Annotated in this window: 19 protein-coding genes; 4 read left to right on the plus strand and 15 right to left on the minus strand. The window is 69.8% G+C overall.

The window, feature by feature from the left end:
- The first annotated feature begins 13 nt into the window (after positions 1-13).
- Positions 14-868, plus strand: a complete 855-nt coding sequence (locus tag M1M07_RS05370; protein ID WP_248673514.1) for a CoA ester lyase — start codon at positions 14-16, stop codon at positions 866-868.
- Here M1M07_RS05370 and M1M07_RS05375 read toward each other — a convergent pair.
- The 7 genes from M1M07_RS05375 to rpsB form a co-directional block, all read right to left on the minus strand.
- Entirely contained in the window at positions 828-1,337 is a 510-nt protein-coding gene (locus M1M07_RS05375) for a DUF1990 domain-containing protein (RefSeq protein WP_197252859.1), read from the minus strand. The two genes, M1M07_RS05370 and M1M07_RS05375, sit on opposite strands and share 41 nt — an antisense overlap.
- A complete protein-coding gene (locus M1M07_RS05380; protein ID WP_197252867.1) occupies positions 1,334-2,029 on the minus strand; it encodes a class I SAM-dependent methyltransferase in 696 nt (231 codons plus the stop codon). The genes M1M07_RS05375 and M1M07_RS05380 overlap by 4 nt, the downstream gene beginning before the upstream one ends.
- A 41-nt stretch (positions 2,030-2,070) precedes the next feature.
- Positions 2,071-3,000 carry a phosphatidate cytidylyltransferase gene (locus M1M07_RS05385; RefSeq protein ID WP_248673515.1) on the minus strand — a complete coding sequence of 310 codons (930 nt, stop codon included), beginning with the start codon at positions 2,998-3,000 and terminating at the stop codon, positions 2,071-2,073.
- 2 nt (positions 3,001-3,002) lie between these two features.
- Entirely contained in the window at positions 3,003-3,560 is a 558-nt protein-coding gene (gene frr, locus M1M07_RS05390) for a ribosome recycling factor (protein ID WP_197252861.1), read from the minus strand.
- Positions 3,561-3,588: 28 nt separating this feature from the next.
- Entirely contained in the window at positions 3,589-4,317 is a 729-nt protein-coding gene (gene pyrH, locus M1M07_RS05395) for a UMP kinase (RefSeq protein WP_197252862.1), read from the minus strand.
- A 177-nt stretch (positions 4,318-4,494) separates the two neighbouring features.
- On the minus strand, positions 4,495-5,319 hold the full coding sequence (gene tsf, locus M1M07_RS05400) for a translation elongation factor Ts (RefSeq protein WP_197252863.1): 825 nt from the start codon (positions 5,317-5,319) through the stop codon (positions 4,495-4,497).
- Between the two features lie 125 nt (positions 5,320-5,444).
- Positions 5,445-6,272 carry a 30S ribosomal protein S2 gene (gene rpsB, locus M1M07_RS05405; RefSeq protein ID WP_197252864.1) on the minus strand — a complete coding sequence of 276 codons (828 nt, stop codon included), beginning with the start codon at positions 6,270-6,272 and terminating at the stop codon, positions 5,445-5,447.
- A 313-nt stretch (positions 6,273-6,585) separates the two neighbouring features.
- Here rpsB and M1M07_RS05410 point away from each other — a divergent pair, with 313 nt between their 5' ends.
- Entirely contained in the window at positions 6,586-7,083 is a 498-nt protein-coding gene (locus M1M07_RS05410) for a M23 family metallopeptidase (RefSeq protein WP_248673516.1), read from the plus strand.
- A gap of 7 nt (positions 7,084-7,090) precedes the next feature.
- On the opposite strand, the gene M1M07_RS05415 is transcribed toward M1M07_RS05410, so the two are convergent.
- The gene (locus tag M1M07_RS05415; protein WP_308200777.1) at positions 7,091-8,050 is read right to left on the minus strand and encodes a MinD/ParA family protein; all 960 of its coding nucleotides are present in this window, start codon (positions 8,048-8,050) and stop codon (positions 7,091-7,093) included.
- 726 nt (positions 8,051-8,776) lie between these two features.
- Positions 8,777-9,700 (minus strand): tyrosine recombinase XerC, encoded by a 924-nt coding sequence (locus M1M07_RS05420; RefSeq protein WP_248673517.1) that lies wholly within the window; start codon positions 9,698-9,700, stop codon positions 8,777-8,779.
- Positions 9,701-9,819: 119 nt separating this feature from the next.
- Between M1M07_RS05420 and M1M07_RS05425 the strand changes: the two genes are divergently transcribed.
- The gene (locus M1M07_RS05425) at positions 9,820-10,998 is read left to right on the plus strand and encodes a multidrug effflux MFS transporter (protein ID WP_197251254.1); all 1,179 of its coding nucleotides are present in this window, start codon (positions 9,820-9,822) and stop codon (positions 10,996-10,998) included.
- A gap of 4 nt (positions 10,999-11,002) precedes the next feature.
- Here the strand turns inward: M1M07_RS05425 and M1M07_RS05430 are convergent, their stop codons facing one another.
- Genes M1M07_RS05430 through M1M07_RS05445 form a run of 4 tightly spaced genes read right to left on the minus strand, consistent with a single transcriptional unit; the run spans position 11,003 to position 14,840 of the window.
- Positions 11,003-11,785 carry a siderophore-interacting protein gene (locus tag M1M07_RS05430; RefSeq protein WP_197251253.1) on the minus strand — a complete coding sequence of 261 codons (783 nt, stop codon included), beginning with the start codon at positions 11,783-11,785 and terminating at the stop codon, positions 11,003-11,005.
- A 39-nt stretch (positions 11,786-11,824) separates the two neighbouring features.
- Positions 11,825-12,979, minus strand: a complete 1,155-nt coding sequence (dprA, locus tag M1M07_RS05435; protein ID WP_197251252.1) for a DNA-processing protein DprA — start codon at positions 12,977-12,979, stop codon at positions 11,825-11,827.
- The gene (locus M1M07_RS05440) at positions 12,976-14,484 is read right to left on the minus strand and encodes a YifB family Mg chelatase-like AAA ATPase (protein WP_197251251.1); all 1,509 of its coding nucleotides are present in this window, start codon (positions 14,482-14,484) and stop codon (positions 12,976-12,978) included. The genes dprA and M1M07_RS05440 overlap by 4 nt, the downstream gene beginning before the upstream one ends.
- A complete protein-coding gene (locus M1M07_RS05445) occupies positions 14,484-14,840 on the minus strand; it encodes a YraN family protein (RefSeq protein ID WP_197251250.1) in 357 nt (118 codons plus the stop codon). Before M1M07_RS05445 ends, M1M07_RS05440 begins: the two co-directional genes overlap by 1 nt.
- Positions 14,841-15,096: 256 nt before the next feature.
- On the opposite strand from M1M07_RS05445, the gene M1M07_RS33185 reads away from it, so the two are divergent.
- Entirely contained in the window at positions 15,097-15,303 is a 207-nt protein-coding gene (locus tag M1M07_RS33185; RefSeq protein ID WP_368862556.1) for a nitroreductase/quinone reductase family protein, read from the plus strand.
- A 66-nt stretch (positions 15,304-15,369) separates the two neighbouring features.
- Here M1M07_RS33185 and M1M07_RS05450 read toward each other — a convergent pair whose 3' ends face one another.
- Positions 15,370-15,684, minus strand: coding sequence for a DUF2469 domain-containing protein (locus tag M1M07_RS05450; protein WP_068160521.1), 315 nt, complete (start codon positions 15,682-15,684; stop codon positions 15,370-15,372).
- A 37-nt stretch (positions 15,685-15,721) separates the two neighbouring features.
- A complete protein-coding gene (locus M1M07_RS05455; RefSeq protein WP_248673518.1) occupies positions 15,722-16,420 on the minus strand; it encodes a ribonuclease HII in 699 nt (232 codons plus the stop codon).
- Position 16,421: the final 1 nt, after the last annotated feature.

The following is a 16,421-nucleotide window of genomic DNA, read 5'->3' on the forward strand; positions in this document are numbered from 1 at the left end:
AGACCATCTAAGAATGTCCACCCGGATCCGCCCCGAACTCGCCCGCTCGTGGCTGCTCGTGCCCGGGAACGCACCGGACCGTTTCGACCCGGCCGCGACCTCCCCCGCCGATGCGGTCGTGCTCGACCTCGAGGATGCCGTGCCGGCCGCCGACAAACCCGGCGCACGTGCCGGAGTCGTCGACTGGTTCCGCGGCGGCGGCGAAGCCTGGGTTCGGATCAACGACGCCACCACCCCCTACTGGGCCGAGGACCTGGACGCGGTGGCCGGGCTTCCCGGCCTGGAAGGCGTGATGCTCGCGAAGACCGAGAGCGGTCAACAGGTCGACGCGACCGCCGACCGGCTACCGGAGAACACCCGGATCCTCGTGCTGATCGAGTCCGCGACGGGCCTCGAGGCGGCGCCGGAGATCGCGCGGGCCGACGGAACGTTCCGGCTCGTATTCGGCAGCGGCGACTACCGCCGCGACACCGGTGTCGGCGACTCGCCGCTCGCCCTCACGTATCCGCGGTCGCGGCTGGTGATCGCGAGCCGGGCCGCGCGCCTGGTGGGACCGATCGACGGCCCGTCCCTCACCGACGACCCCGCCACGCTCACCCAGGAGGCGGAGCTGACCCGGTCTATGGGGATGACCGGGAAGCTGTGCATGACACCGGAGCGGGCCGCCTACGCGAATGCGGCGCTGAGCCCGAGCCCGGACGACGTGACCTGGGCGCACGAGGTGATCGACCGGCTCGGCGAGGACGGCAGCCGGGTCCAGGACGGCAGCGACCTGCCGAGGCTGGCGAAGGCGAAGAAGATCACGAGGCTGGCGCGCGCCTTCGGCATCAAGAACAATCGTCGAGGGAACGGAGGTAACGGTCGGTGATGCGCCGTTGAGCCCGCCGGGCGACGGGAGCGCCCGCACGCGCCCACCACGTCGCCGGCCGGGAGAACGCCTTGATCGTCAGAAGGACTGTGTCGTCGTCCCGCCACTCCACCCCGAAGTACTCCTCGCCCCGGACCGGATGGCCGGGAAGGGTGCCGTAGGCGAAACCCCGACGACGCGGTTCGTTCACGACGTACACGACCTCGCACGGTGCGGTGATGCCGACGGGACCCCATCCGACCCGCACGCTCACCCGCGCGCCGGGCACCGCGGTGGCCGAGTCCGCCCGGAACCCCGCACCGGCGCGACGCTGCAGCTGCCATCCGAGCAGCCGGTCTGCTGCGCGGTGGAACGCCTCTTCGCCCGAACCGATGACGCGGGAGCGCACGGCGCGGTCGTAACCGTCCGGGAGAGGTCCCGCGGTCGCCCCGATCTCCGGATAGGTCGGCCGGTCGCCACGCGCCGTCACAGTTCCAGGCCCCGTGGTTTGCGGCGGATGTGCAGCCGGTAGCGGACGGTCAGGCCGGTGCCCTGCGTTTCGCGGGCTGCCCGCTGCGCGATGCGCGGCGAGAATTCGATACCGAGGACGCGTTCGAGGCTCGCCCGGTCGGGAAATGCCCACTCGGTGTCGATGCGTCGCAGGTCGAAGCCCTGAGCCGCGAAGAACGCCTCGACCGCGGGGGGATCGTAGTGCGGCAGGTCCTCGCGCATCCACCGTCCGTAAGGGTGCGCGGTCGCGTCGAGGTCCACGACGGCCAGGGCCCCACCGGGACGGAGCACACGCAGCGCCTCGGTGATGCCCGCTCCGCAGCCGGGCCCGAAGAAGTACGCGGTGCGTGCGTGCACGAGGTCGACGCTGCCGTCCGGGAGCGGCAGTCGCTCCGCGTCGCCGCGCAGCACGGTGATCGTCTCGTCGGCGGCCGTGCGCCGGCGGCCGAGTTCGACGAGCGGCGGATGCGGTTCGACACCGGTGACCGTGCGCGCCTCCTGCGCGAACATCGGCAGGTGGAACCCGCTGCCGCATCCGACGTCGACGACATCGGCTCCGGCCCAGTCGACGGCCTCCCGCAGCGCCGCGTACACGGCGCCACGGGTGTCCTGGGCGCGGTTCTCCTCCTCGTAGACCGCGGGCCAGTGCCAGATGTTGGGGCTGGCGATCACCCCGCTCTCCCGCACCGCCCGCCCGGCCCGTTGCACGGTCACTACACGAATGCCGCGAGGACCAGCCAGGTGACGAAGGCGGACGGCAGGATCGAGTCCAGCCGGTCCATGATTCCGCCGTGGCCGGGCAGGAGGGTGCCCATGTCCTTGATGCCGAGATCGCGTTTGACCTGCGACTCGATGAGGTCGCCGGCGGTCGCGCACAGCACGAGCAGCAGCCCGAGCAGGACGCCGACCCACCACGCGGCGTCGAGCATCAACGTCACGGTGAGCACACCCGCGACGACGCACGCGATCAGCGAGCCGGCGAAGCCCTCCCAGGACTTCTTCGGGCTGATCGCCGGGGCCATCGGGTGCTTGCCGAACAGCACGCCGGCGGCGTAGCCACCGATGTCGGAGGACACGCACACGATCATGAGGCAGAACACTCGTTGCGCGCCCTGGTCCTGGAGCACCATCAGCGTCGCGAACGACGCGAGCAGGGGCAGCCACGCTGCCGTGAAGACGGTGACCGCGGTGTCGCGCAGATAGTTCTGCGGCTGCGCGGAGAGACCCCGCTGGAACAGCCGCCAGAGCATGGAGACGACGACGGTGCCGGCGAACGCCGCCAGCACGCCCGTGGTGCCGTAGGGCCAGCCGAGCCAGATCATCGCCTGCCCGCCGACCAGCAGCGGGATCGGCGGGACGCGGACGTCGGCCTCGCGCAGTCGCTTGGTGACCTCCCACGTGGCGATCCCGATCGCGCACGCGACGACCGCGAGCCACGCGGTCGGCGCGAAGAGCAGGATGCCGATGACAAGGGCACCGAGGGCGGCGCCCACGCCGATCGCGGCCGGCAGATTTCGGCCGGCCTTGGATGCCTTCTCCGGTGCGGCCGCTTGTTCCGCAGCCGGAGCAGCGGGTGTGATTCCGTTGTCGTCACCGGAATCGAGTGGAAGCTGCGGGCCGGACGGCCCGTCGGCTCGACCCACTGTCAGACCTCCATTAATTCGGCTTCCTTGTGCTTGACCAGCTCGTCGATCTGCGCCACGTACTTGGCGGTGGTCTTGTCGAGGTCCTTCTCCGCGCGGTTCACCTCGTCCTCGCCGGCTTCACCGTCCTTCTGGATGCGGTTCAGCTCGTCCATGGCCTTGCGGCGGACGTTGCGCACCGAGACCTTCGCGTCCTCACCCTTGGCCTTGGCCTGCTTGACCAGTTCGCGGCGGCGTTCCTCGGTCAGCTGCGGAACCGAGATGCGGATGATGTTGCCGTCGTTGGTGGGGTTCACGCCGAGGTCCGAGTTGCGGATCGCGGTCTCGATCGCGCCCAGCTGCGATGCCTCGTAGGGCTTGACGATCACCATGCGCGCCTCGGGCACGTTGATGCTGGCGATCTGGGTGATCGGCGTGGGCGCGCCGTAGTAGTCGACGACGATGCGGTTGAACATGCCGGGGTTGGCCCGACCGGTACGGATGCCACCGAGGTCGTCCTTGGCCACCGTGACGGCCTTCTCCATCTTCTCCTCGGCCTCGAAGAGGGCTTCATCGATCACGGCAGTTCCTCCATGTTCCGTTGTCCAATCATGACCGTACGAGTGTTCCGATCTTCTCACCGGCGACGGCGCGGGCGATATTGCCCTTGGTCAGCAGGTTGAAGACCATGATCGGCATGTCGTTGTCCATGCACAGGCTGAAGGCGGTCGCGTCGGCGACCTTGAGGCCCTTCTCGATGACCTCGCGGTGGGTGATCTCGGTGAACAGCGTCGCGTCGGTGTCGACGCGCGGGTCGGCGGAGTAGACACCGTCGACGGCCTTGGCCATGAGCACGACCTCGGCGCCGATCTCGAGGGCGCGCTGCGCCGCGGTGGTGTCGGTGGAGAAGTAGGGCATGCCCATGCCGGCGCCGAAGATCACGACGCGGCCCTTCTCGAGGTGGCGGCGGGCACGCAGCGGCAGGTACGGCTCGGCGACCTGTCCCATGGTGATCGCCGTCTGAACACGGGTGTCGATGCCTTCCTTCTCCAGGAAGTCCTGCAGCGCAAGGGAATTCATGACCGTGCCGAGCATGCCCATGTAGTCGGAGCGGGCACGCTCGAGGCCGCGCTGCTGCAGTTCCGCACCGCGGAAGAAGTTGCCGCCACCGATCACGACCGCGACCTCGACACCGCTGCGGACGACCTCTGCGATCTGCTGCGCGACCGTCGTCACGACGTCCGGATCGAGTCCGACCTTCCCGCCGCCGAACATCTCGCCACCGAGTTTGAGGAGCACCCGGCGGAAACCGGGCCGTTCGTGGGCGTGGTCGGACATGGCTCTCCTCTGGTTGAGACGGATCGCGGATCGCGCAGGATCGGCCCTTTCATCCTGCCTCATCACCACCGTGGGGCCGAGACCGGGGCGTGAGGGGTCACGACCGTGTCGTGCCGGGCCGTGACGCGCCTCGACCCCGCGCGGCACGAGGCCGGCGGGGTCGAGGAACAGGTGGGTCTAGCTGGCGCCGACCTCGAAGCGAACGAAGCTGGACACCGTGGCGCCGGCCTCGTCGAGGATCGCCTTGACGGTCTTCTTCGAGTCCGTCACGGACGGCTGCTCGAGGAGCACGACGTCCTTGAAGAAGCCGTTGACGCGGCCTTCGACGATCTTCGGCAGAGCAGCCTCCGGCTTGCCCTCGGCCTTGGCGGTCTCCTCGGCGATGCGACGCTCGTTGGCGACGATCTCCTCGGGAACCTCGTCACGAGTCGTGTACTTCGCCTTGAGGGCCGCGACCTGCATTGCAGCGGCGCGAGCAGCCTCGGCGGCAGCATCGCCCTCGCCCGAGTAGGCGACGAGAACGCCGACGGCCGGCGGCAGGTCGGTGGCGCGCTTGTGCAGGTAGACGGCGACCGGGCCGTCGAGGACGGCGACGCGACGAAGCTCGAGCTTCTCGCCGATCTTGGCCGAAAGCTCCTCGACCAGCGTGGCGACGGTCTTGCCGTCGACCTCGAGGGTCTTGAGGGTCTCGAGGTCCGCCGGGCGGGCCTCGGCGGCCGCGGTGACGATCTTGTCCGCGAGACCCTGGAACTCGTCGTTCTTGGCGACGAAGTCGGTCTCCGAGTTGAGCTCGATCAGAACGCCGTCCTTGGCGACGACCAGGCCCTCGGCCGTGGAGCGCTCGGCGCGCTTGCCCACGTCCTTGGCGCCCTTGATGCGCAGCTGCTCGACGGCCTTGTCGAAGTCGCCGTCGTTGTCGGCGAGAGCGTTCTTGCAGTCCAGCATTCCGGAGCCGGTGAGCTCACGGAGACGCTTGACGTCGGCGGCGGTGTAGTTCGCCATGGGAAGCGAGCCTCCTGTGTGTGAAGGAAAAGTTCATCGGGTGCGGGCGACGCCGCGCGGGCGGCCCGCAGTGCAACGGCCCCGACCAGAAGCTCGCGATCGAGCGGTCGGGGCCGTGCAACGGATCAGGCCTCGGGGGCTGCGTCCGAGGCGGGTGCCTCGGTCTCGGCGGCCGGGGTGGCCTGCGCGAGCAGCTCCTGCTCCCACTCGGCGAGCGGCTCACCGGCGCCGGCCTCGGGCTTGGCATCCTTGTCGGCGCTCTGGCCGGCACGGGCCTGCACGCCCTCGGCGACGGCGGACGCGACGACCTTGGTCAGCAGCGCCGCGGAACGGATCGCGTCGTCGTTGCCCGGGATCGGGTAGTCGACGAGGTCCGGGTCGCAGTTGGTGTCGAGGATCGCGATGACGGGGATGTTCAGCTTGCGAGCCTCACCGACGGCGATGTGCTCCTTGTTGGTGTCGACGACCCAGATGGCCGACGGAACCTTGGCCATGTCCCGGATGCCGCCGAGCGTGCGCTCCAGCTTGGTCTTCTCACGCGTGAGCATGAGGATTTCCTTCTTGGTGCGACCCTCGAAGCCACCGGTCTGCTCCATCGACTCCAGCTCCTTCAGGCGCTGCAGGCGCTTGTGGACGGTGGAGAAGTTGGTGAGCATGCCGCCGAGCCAGCGCTGGTTCACGTAGGGCATCCCGACACGGGTCGCCTCTTCCGCGATGGACTCCTGGGCCTGCTTCTTGGTGCCGACGAACAGGACCGTGCCGCCGTGGGCGACGGTCTCCTTGACGAACTCGTACGCCTTGTCGATGTAGGTCAGCGTCTGCTGCAGGTCGATGATGTAGATGCCGTTGCGGTCGGTGAAGATGAACCGCTTCATCTTCGGGTTCCAGCGACGGGTCTGGTGGCCGAAGTGTGCGCCGCTGTCGAGCAGCTGCTTCATGGTAACGACAGCCATAGCTGTGTTCTGCCTTTCGTTTCGGTTGCTGCGGGCACGCTGCCCGCCCTGGCGTCCGCATGCCCACCGAACCCTTGCGGGACCAGCCGATGGTCATGTTCCGATGTGCCCGACAACTTGCAGCACGATCGGCGCGCGGACGCGCGAAGTCGATCTGCGTACGCAGACCGCCCGACAAGTGTACGGCCTCTGCCCGCCGCACCGTAAACCGGCCGGTGAGCGCCGTGCGGTGGGGCTGTGGACCGAGCCCGAGTTGTCCACAATCGCGGGAAGCGGTCTGTTGCGGTCTCCCCCGGCGTATCACTGTCGACGGATGAGAATCGTCGCGGCGCTCGCCGTCTCCTTCGCCTTCTGGTTCACGGCAGCACCGGGGTGCGTCCCGGCCGCGCACGGTGTGTCGCCGGACTACGACTGGCCGCTGCAGCCGCGGCCCTCGGTGACCCGGCCGTTCGATCCGCCCGAGCACGATTGGCTTCCGGGACATCGCGGCGTCGACCTGTCGGGATCGATCGGGCAGGTGGTCCGGTCCGCCGCAGCCGGCACGGTCGTGTTCGCCGGGGTCGTCGGCGGAAAGCCGGTGGTGTCGGTCGACCACGAGGGCGGTCTGCGCACCACCTACGAACCGGTCACCGCGAGCGTGACGCCGGGCCGGCGCATCGCGCGCGGCGAACCGATCGGCACCCTCGAACCCGGGCACGAAGGCTGCCCTGTCGCGGCGTGTCTGCACTGGGGTCTGCGCCGCGACCGCGCCGATTACCTCGACCCGCTACCGCTGGTCCGGCCCACCGTCATCCGGCTCGAACCGGTGTGACACCCGCTCACCATCGCACGGCGTGGCGGCCCGACACGGGCGGAAAGTCGTCGGCGACCATCGCCGCGAGTTCCACGAACGCCCGTCGCGTCGCCGGGCGCAGCAGCTCGAGATCGAGTTCGGCGCCCTCGGCGAGGTGCTCGTCGAACGGCACCACCTGCACCGCCCGGCAGCGCGCGAGGAAATGCGCGGTCAGGGCATCCATGTCGATGTTCGACGCGCCGGGCCGTGCCGCGCTGATCACAACGACGGTGCGGGCGACGAGTTCCTCGAACCCGTGGTGTTCGAGCCAGTCCAGGGTCGCCGCGGCGCTGCGGGCACCGTCGATCGCGGGCGAGCTGACCAGCACCAGCGCGTTCGCCAGGTCGAGCACCCCGCGCATCGCCGAGTGCATGATGCCGGTGCCGCAGTCCGTGAGGATGATGTTGTAGTAGACCTGCAGGATTTCGACGACCTGCCGATAGTCCGTCTCGCTGAACGCCTCCGACACGGCCGGGTCGCGTTCGCCGGCCAGCACCTCGAGCCGGCTCGCCGCCTGCGACGTGTGGGCCCGCACATCCGAATAGCGCTCGATGTTCGGTGCGGCCGCGAGCAGGTCCCGGACGGTCGAGCGCGTCTGCTGCGGCACCCGCTGGGCCAGCGTCCCGAAATCGGGATTGGCGTCGACGGCGATCACGCAGTCCCCGCGTAGCGAGGCGAACGTCGATCCGAGCCCGACGGTCGTCGTGGTCTTTCCGACGCCGCCTTTGAGTGAGAGCACCGCGATGCGGTAGTCGCCGCCGATGGGTTGACGGATCCGGTCGATCATCTCCTGCCGGTGGGATTCGCCGGTGGACTCGCCGGGGTTGAGGATGCCTCCGGTGAGCCGGTGCACGCTGCGCCGCCAGCCACCCGACGGGGACCGGCGGGAGCGTTTGACGAGCACGCCCGATTCCAGGTCGAGGCTCGACGGCTGGTGATCGGGCATCGGCGGCGGTGGCGTGGGTTCGGCAGCCGGTGCGGGCGGGAGTTCCGGGGCCTGCGGCTGTCGCGCGACCTCGGATTCGGGCTGGAGCGTCGGGGTCGGGTCCGCCGGCGCCGCGGGCTGCGGCCGGTGTTCGGTCGGCGGTGGCGTCACCCTCGGCTCCGCCTGAACCGACATGCGAGGTTCGACCGGCGGCGCGGAGGGCGGTACCTGCCGGGCCGGTGGTTGCGGGACCGGCGGCACCTGCTCGACGGCCGGGTGTGCGACCGGTGGCTGCTCGACGGCCGGCGCCGGCAGCGGCATGTGCCAGGACATCTGCGGATTCGGGTAGGGCGCGGGCTCCGGGATCGGACCCGGCACCGGCTCTTCGGGGACGGGCGCGGGCGAGGGCGCCGGAACCGGCGAGGGCGGCGGCAGCGGTGCCCCGAACGGAACGGACGCGACCGGCGTCGACGGGACCATCGGTGAGTCTGCGGCGCCCGGAGCTGCCGGGACCTGGGGTTCCGGCTGCACGGTCGGTGGCGCCTGGACCTCCTGTGGAGCCTGGTTGTCGTGTGAAGACCGGCCCGAGCGCAGGAACCCGCGCCGGGCGGGTGTGGCTACCGGTTCCGGCGACTCCCCCTGAAGCCAGGCCGGCAGAGCATGCGTCGACTCGTCGCTTTTCACTGATTCCCCCCGGATCGAATACGCGGGGACGCTACCAAATCCGTCCGACGCCCTCGGACCGGATCAGGCGCGGGGATGCGCCTGTTCGTGGGCGGCTCGCAGCCGCGCGACCGACACGTGTGTGTAGAGCTGTGTCGTCGCCAGGCTCGAATGGCCGAGGACCTCCTGGACGACCCGCAGATCGGCGCCGCCCTCGAGCAGATGGGTTGCCGCGCTGTGCCGCAGCCCGTGCGGTGCCAGATCCGGGGCCCCCGGTACCGCGGCCACGGCGTCGTGGACCACGGTGCGCACCTGACGCTGGTCGATCCGTCCCCCCCGTTTGCCCAGCAGGAACGCCGGGCCGGACGACGGGCGCACGAGTTCCGGCCGCCCGTGCCGCAGCCACTCGTCGATCGCGGCTGCGGCGGGAACCCCGTAGGGCACGACCCGTTCCTTGTTGCCCTTGCCGAGCACCCGCAACACGTTCCGTTCCGCGTCGACGTCGTCGACGTCGAGTCCGCACAGTTCCCCTACCCGGATCCCCGTCGCGTACAGCAGTTCCACGATCAGGCGGTCGCGGATCGCCACCGGGTCCCGTTCGACGGCACCGGATTCCGCGGCGTCCATGAGTTCGAGGGCCTGATCGGTCCGCAGCACCGCGGGCAGGGTGCGATGCGCGCGCGGCGAGACGAGCCGTGCCGCCGGGTCGTGGTCGAGGCGGGACGTCCGCACGAGCCACGCCGTGAACGTGCGGGCGGTCGACGTGCGCCGGGCGAGGGTCGTGCGGGCGGCACCGGCGGCGACCTGTGCGGCGAGCCAGGCTCGCAGCACGTCGAGGCTCAAGTCGGTGATCCGCGCACCGGGATGCGTGGCTTCGAGGTGTTCGAGCAGGGAGCGGACGTCGGTGGTGTAGGCGCGGACCGTGTGTGCGGAGCGACCGCCCTGCAGCGCGAGGTGTTCGGCGAATTCCTCGAGGTGCACGGCGAGCGGGGCCGGGAGGTCGGTCATGACGCCACGGTGGTCGGCGGAGTCGGCGCGCGCAAGTTCCCGCGCCGTGGAACGGGGGCCGCGGCGGGCGGACGACCGACCACTAGGGTTAGTTCGTGAGTAAAACAATTCCCCTGCCGATGCTGTTCGCACTGGCGCTGCTGTCGGCGATCGCGCCGCTCGCCACGGATATGTATCTGCCCGGCCTGCCGATCATGTCGGAAAGCCTGGGCACCACGACCGTCGGAGTTCAGCTCACCCTGACGACGTTCATGGCCGGGCTCGGCGCGGGACAGTTGATCGTCGGACCGCTGTCCGACAGCTGGGGACGCCGGCGGCTGTTGCTCGCGGGCACCGTGGTGCTCGCACTGAGCAGCGTGCTGTGCGCGACGGCTCCGACGATCGAGGTGCTGGTGGGGGCCCGATTGATCCAGGGATTCAGCGGTGGCATCGGCATTGTGCTCGCGCGTGCGGTCATCGCCGACCGCGCGAGGGGCAACTCCGCGGCGAGACTGTTCGGCATCATGATGATCATCGGTGGTGTGGCACCGATCGTCGCGCCGCTGCTCGGTGGCGCCTTGCTCGGCCCGATCGGGTGGCGCGGCATCTTCTGGGTTCTGGCGGCCGTGGCCGTGGTGATGACGCTCGGTGTGCTCATGTTCGTCCCCGAATCGCTGCCGCCGGAAAAGCGTCACGGCGGCGGATTGAGCGCGCTCGCCCGGAACTTCGGCTATGTCGTCCGCAACCGCCGGTTCGTCGGCTACGCCGCCACGTTCGCGTTGGGTTTCGGCGCGATGTTCGCCTACATCTCGGCGTCGGCGTTCGTCACCCAGGATCTGCTGGGACTGTCACCGGGCCAGTTCTCGATGGTCTTCGCGGCCAACTCGATCGGACTGGTCGGCGCCAATGTCGTCAACACGCGGCTGATCGGGCGAATCGAGGTCCGCGCACTGCTGCGGTTCGGCGTGACCGTGCACTTCGCAGCCGGGATCGCGCTGCTGCTCGCGGCGATGTTCGCGGGTACCGAACGCTGGGTGATCCTGCCGCTGCTGTGGGTGTGTGTCACGAGCCTCGGTTTCGTCATGGGCAACGCGACAGCGCTGGGTCAGGGCCAGGTTCCCTCGGCCGCCGGCACCGGTTCGGCGCTCATGGGCGCATGCCAGTTCGGCCTCGCGGCCGTCGTGTCCCCGCTGGTGGGGTTGGGCGGCGAGGACACCGCGGTGCCGATGGCCCTGGCGATCGTGGTGTGCGGGGGGCTCGCGCTCACCGCGCTGCTGACGCTGACACGCGAGCCCCACGACCGCACCGTCGAGGAGTGAAACCTCAGACTGCTTCGCTCGCAGCCAGTTCACGCTTCCATTCGCGGAACGTCTCCTCGGTCCGGCCGCGCTTCCAGTAGCCGGAGATCGACGCGCGGGCCGCGGGCACGCCGCGTTCCCTGCGGATGTACGGGCGCAGATGGTGCATCACGGTCTCGGCCTCGCCGTGCACGAAGGCGTGCACCTCACCGGGCAGCCACTGCGCACCGGTCACCGCGGCGACCAGCGGCGCGTTCGCTCCCGCACGGTCCTCGCCGACGGATCCCGCGTCGGTTCCGCGGTGCAGCCAGGTGATCTCGACACCGGCCGGAGCGGTCAACGGGATCTCGTCGTCGGCACCGGCGACCTCGATGAACACCCGTCCGGTCGCGTCGGGCGCGAGGGATTCGAGCGCGGCCGCGATCGCGGGGATCGCGGTTTCGTCGCCGGCGAGCAGGTGCCAGTCGGCGTCCGGGTCGGGACGGTAGGCGCCGCCCGGTCCCCTGACGACGACGGTGTCACCCGGCTGCGCCGACACCGCCCAGGGTCCGGCGACGCCCTGATCTCCGTGGACGACGAAGTCGATCGCGATCTCGCGACGCTCGGTGTCGACGGACCGCACCGTGTACGTGCGCACGACGGGACCATCCGCCGATTCGAGTTCGATCTTCACGTAGGAGTCGGTGAAGACGCTCGGTTCGAACTGCGCAAATCCCGGACCGCCGAAGTACACGCGGGCCAGATGGTCGGAAAGTCGTTCGGTCCGCACCACGGTCAGCTCCGTCGATTTCGGTGCCTTTCGGGCCACCTGCCACCTCCATTAATCAGGGTTACCTAACTCGAGACCCTACATGCCGAGGGCCTCGTCCGGTGCTGCTCCGCGACGCGACCAGCCCGTGTCGTCGCGCGAGACCAATCCGGCCATCTCGAGCATCGGCAATGCCGCACGGACCCGGTCGACGTCCAGACCGGCCGACTCGGACAGTTCCGCGACACTGCTCGGTCCGACCGCGGGAAACGCCTCGTACACCAGTTCCATGTCACCGGAAAGGCCGTCCAGCGCACGGTGCCACGACGCGTCCCCGTCGTCGGCGACACCGATCGAACCGGCCGCCTCGACCACCTCGCGGGCATTCCCCACCAGCGTCGCCTCCCCCTCCCGGATCATCCGATGGCAACCTTGCGAGGCCGCCGACGTGACCGGGCCGGGCACCGCCAGCACCGGGCGCCCGAGCCGCCGCGCCCACGACGCGGTGTTCCGGGCTCCGCTGCGCCAACCGGCTTCGACGACCACGACCGCGCTGCTCACCCCCGCGACCAACCGGTTGCGCGCCAGGAACCGGTATCGGGCCGGCGTGGTGCCGGGCGGATACTCGCTGATCACCGCCCCCTGCTCGGCGATCCGGCGCAGCATCACCGTGTGCGCGGACGGATACGCTCGGTCCACGCCACACGCGAGCACCGCGACGGTCGTGCCGCCGACGCCGAGCGCCGCGCGGTGCGCCGCGGCATCGACACCGAACGCCGCACCCGACACCACAGTCCAGCCGTCGACCGCGAGATCACCGGCGATCTCGGCCGTGACGTGTTCTCCGTAACCGCTCGCGGCGCGCGTGCCGACGACCGCGACCGCGCGTTCGAACAGTTCGTCGAGCGGCCGGTTGCCCAGCACCCACAACGCCAACGGGCCGGTGTCGGAATCGGCGCCGCCGGTGAGGGCGTCGAACGACAGGAATTGCCACGCAGGCCATTCCGCGTCGTCCGGTGTGACGAGCCGTCCGCCGAGCCGGGCCACCATCTCGAGATCTGCGGCGGCGGTGTCCAGGTGCGCCCGTGCCCGGGTGCGACGGGAGATCCCCGCCCCGTGTGTGCCGTCGCGCACCGCGTCGGCGATCGCTTCGGGTCCGTGCTGCGCGATCGCATCCGCGAGGCGTCGCGACGCTCCCTGCGCCACCGTCGACAGATAGGCCCACGCGAGGCGGCGCGGGTCCTGCGCGCTCATGCGACTCCCCTGTCCCGGAAGTCGAGTGCCGCCGCGACCTCCGTCTCCCCCGGTCTGTCGAGTCCGGCGAGATCCCCGACCGTCCAGGCAACTCTGATTGCCCGGTCTGCCCCGCGTGCGGTGATTGCGCCCTTCCGCAGCGCCCATTCGACGGGTTTGAGCGCGGCCGGTGACAAGCGGAATTTCTGTCGCAGCGCCGGTCCGGGAACCTCGGCGTTGGTGGACCAGCCGAACTCCGACCATCTCTCGGCGGCGGCCGCTCGAGCCCGCGCGACGCGGGCGCGGACGTCCTCGGTGCTCTCCCCCGTATCACCCATCAACGCGCTCGTCGCGACGGATTCCATCCGCACCCGCAGATCGACGCGATCGAGCAGCGGCCCGGACAGCTTGCCCAGATAGCGGCGACGCGCGGTCGGCGCGCACACGCAATCGGCATCGCGCGGCGGTGCACATGGGCACGGATTCGCGGCGAGGATCAGCTGGAATCTCGCCGGATAACGGGCAACTCCGTCGCGACGCGCGATCCGCACTTCCCCGTCTTCGAGTGGGGTGCGGAGCGCTTCGAGTGTCTTGAGTCCCATCTCGGCGACCTCGTCGAGGAACAGCACGCCGCGGTGTGCCCGGCTCACCGCGCCGGGTTTCGCCATGCCGGTGCCGCCACCGATGAGAGAGCTGACCGATGCGGTGTGGTGCGGAGCGATGAACGGTGGATCCAGGACCAGGGGCCGATCCGGGCTGAGCGTGCCGGCAACCGAGTGGATCGCGGTGACCTCGAGTGCATGCTCCTCCGACAGGATCGGCAGGATGCCCGGAAGGCGTTGAGCCAACATGGTTTTCCCGATGCCCGGTGGACCGGTGAGCATGAGGTGATGTGCTCCCGCGGCGGCGACCTCGATGGCGCGCCGCGCCTCGAGTTGCCCGACCACCTCGCTCAGATCCGCCCGTACCGGGCGTTCCGGCACCGGGTTCGCGTCGGGACGATGCAGCGGCCCGTCCCCGCGCAGCCACAGCACGACCTCGGTGAGAGTGTCGGCGCCGAACACGTCGATGCCGTTCACCAGTCCCGCCTCGGCCATCGTCGCCGTGGGTACGACGATGCGCGCCCATCCGGCGCGGGCGGCCGCCAGGACCGCGGGCAACACCCCACGGACCGGACGGATCCGTCCGTCCAGGGCCAGTTCCCCGATCAGGATCGTCCTCGTCAGTGCTTCGAGCGGAAGCGCTTTCGCCGCGTTGAGCACGGCACAGGCGAGTGCGACGTCGTACACGCTGCCGACCTTCGGTAGCGTCGCGGGCGACAGCGCCAGCACCACCTTCGAATCTGGCCATTCCCCACCGGAATTCGTCACCGCCGCGCGCACCCGATCGCGGGATTCCTGCAGGGCCGCGTCCGGCAGTCCGACCATCTTGACGCCGGGCAGGCCCCGGCCGATGTCGGCTTCGATTTCCACGACCTGGCCGTCGACACCGGTGACGGCGACCGAGAATGCTCGTCCCAGTGCCATCACAGCACCTGCTTCAGGTGCGTGATCATCGGCGCACCCGGTTCACCGACCAGGACGGTGACGACGTCGACGCGGATGCGGCGCCACCGCGTCTCCTGCTCGGCCAGCCACAGGCCGGCGAGGCGCCGGATCCGGTCGGCCTTCTCCGGTGTCACCGCCTCGGCGGGGCTGCCGTAGCCGAGGCCCGTGCGCGTCTTGACCTCGACGAACACGAGCACCGCCCCGTCCCGGGCGATGAGGTCCAGTTCGCCGTAGCGGCAGCGCCAATTGCGTTCGAGCACCACCATTCCGGCAGATTCGAGAAACTCGGCGGCCAGGTCCTCCCCGCGCGCCCCCAACTGTTGATTGCGTCCCATCCGTGCTCCTCCCCTGCGTGACCTCCACTGTGCGGAAGCAGGGGGCGACGCAGAACCCGAGAAACCGAATTCGGCGGAATCTGTGGATGAATCACCCGCCTGTGGACAACCCTGTCCCCGGAGCACCGTGGGCGCGGAATCTGTCGGATGCGGCGTGTATGGACGCCCGGAGATTTCCGGGCCGACGACCTACGATCGGCACATGAGCGGTCTCCCCCGGTCGATGCAGAACTTCCGGCGGCGTTGCGACGACCGGATGCACAAGCATGTTGCGAATCCGGTCGCCGTCCGCCTTCCTCAGCAGACGCTTCTCGAAACCGTCGGTCGACGCAGCGGCGCGGTGCGGCGAACGCCTGTCGACGGCTGCATCGTCGGCGAACGAGTTCTGGATGGTGTCGAACCACGGGACCAGCTCCGACTACGTACGCAATCTGCTCGCCCGGCCCGACGATCGACGCGGTGAGTGCGAATCGCTCACGCTACAGCGTGGGCGGATTCCGAATCGCGTCGTGGATCGGAACGAGCGCCGTCAGCCCAGCTTGTCGGGCAGCCGCAGTTCCGGCTTGTCCAGCTCCTCGATGTTGACGTCCTTGAACGTGATGACTCGGACGTGCTTGACGAAGCGAGCGGGGCGGTACATGTCCCACACCCACGCATCCGACATGCGCACTTCGAAATAGACTTCGCCACCGACGTTCTGCGGGATCAGCTCGACGGCGTTCGCCAGGTAGAAGCGGCGCTCGGTCTCCACCACGTAGGCGAACTGACCGACGATGTCCCGGTACTCCCGGTAAAGCGAGAGTTCCATCTCGGTTTCGTACTTCTCGAGATCCTCGGCACTCATCGGTCTCGGTGTCCTCCCGTTCTGGTGTGTCCTGCCATCATCCCGCATCCGCCTCGTCGGAATCGAATCGCCGGGAATTCTCCCGCGCGCCGACGACCGCCCGGACGTTCGCCCAGGACCGCCGATGCTCGTGGCTCGGTCCCAGCTCGCGCAGCGCGGCCATGTGGAAGGCGGTGCTGTAGCCCTTGTGGACGGCGAACCCGTAGCCGGGCAGTTCCTCGTCGAGTTCGATCATCATCCGGTCACGGGTGACCTTCGCGAGGACACTCGCCGCGGCGATGCAGGCCGCGGCCGCGTCCCCACCGATCACCGGCAGCGACGCCGCCGGGAGGCCCGGCACCCGGAAACCGTCGGTGAGGACGTACCCGAGCGGGGTCGCCAGTCCCGCGACCGCGCGGCGCATGCCCTCGATGTTCGCGACGTGCACGCCGATGGCGTCGACCTCCGCCGCGGGAACCACGACGACGCTGGACGCCACCGCACGACGCTGGATGATCGGGAACAGTTCCTCGCGCGCCTTCTCGGTGAGCTTCTTCGAGTCGTCGAGCCGCGCGAGCGACGGGTGCGGTTTCGGTCCGAGGACGCAGGCCGCGATGACCAGCGGGCCGGCGCACGCGCCGCGACCGGCCTCGTCGACGCCGGCGACGGGTCCGAGACCGCAGCGGGTCAGCGTCGATTCCATCGTCCACAGGCCCGAGGACCGGCGGACGACGGGGCGAGGTGGCCAACCGTTCACG

It is taken from the genome of Rhodococcus sp. HM1, assembly GCF_023218075.1.
Taxonomy (GTDB): Bacteria; Actinomycetota; Actinomycetes; order Mycobacteriales; family Mycobacteriaceae; genus Rhodococcus.

Coding starts and splice junctions, on each gene's coding strand:
- M1M07_RS33185 (WP_368862556.1), top strand. CDS start 15,097: ATGCACAAGCATGTTGCGAATCCGGTCGCCGTCCGCCTTCCTCAGCAG.
- rpsB (WP_197252864.1), bottom strand. CDS start 6,272: ATGGCTGTCGTTACCATGAAGCAGCTGCTCGACAGCGGCGCACACTTC.
- M1M07_RS05450 (WP_068160521.1), bottom strand. CDS start 15,684: ATGAGTGCCGAGGATCTCGAGAAGTACGAAACCGAGATGGAACTCTCG.
- M1M07_RS05415 (WP_308200777.1), bottom strand. CDS start 8,050: ATGCCCGATCACCAGCCGTCGAGCCTCGACCTGGAATCGGGCGTGCTC.
- M1M07_RS05445 (WP_197251250.1), bottom strand. CDS start 14,840: ATGGGACGCAATCAACAGTTGGGGGCGCGCGGGGAGGACCTGGCCGCC.
- pyrH (WP_197252862.1), bottom strand. CDS start 4,317: ATGTCCGACCACGCCCACGAACGGCCCGGTTTCCGCCGGGTGCTCCTC.
- M1M07_RS05420 (WP_248673517.1), bottom strand. CDS start 9,700: ATGACCGACCTCCCGGCCCCGCTCGCCGTGCACCTCGAGGAATTCGCC.
- M1M07_RS05410 (WP_248673516.1), top strand. CDS start 6,586: ATGAGAATCGTCGCGGCGCTCGCCGTCTCCTTCGCCTTCTGGTTCACG.
- tsf (WP_197252863.1), bottom strand. CDS start 5,319: ATGGCGAACTACACCGCCGCCGACGTCAAGCGTCTCCGTGAGCTCACC.
- M1M07_RS05440 (WP_197251251.1), bottom strand. CDS start 14,484: ATGGCACTGGGACGAGCATTCTCGGTCGCCGTCACCGGTGTCGACGGC.
- M1M07_RS05425 (WP_197251254.1), top strand. CDS start 9,820: ATGCTGTTCGCACTGGCGCTGCTGTCGGCGATCGCGCCGCTCGCCACG.
- dprA (WP_197251252.1), bottom strand. CDS start 12,979: ATGAGCGCGCAGGACCCGCGCCGCCTCGCGTGGGCCTATCTGTCGACG.
- M1M07_RS05370 (WP_248673514.1), top strand. CDS start 14: ATGTCCACCCGGATCCGCCCCGAACTCGCCCGCTCGTGGCTGCTCGTG.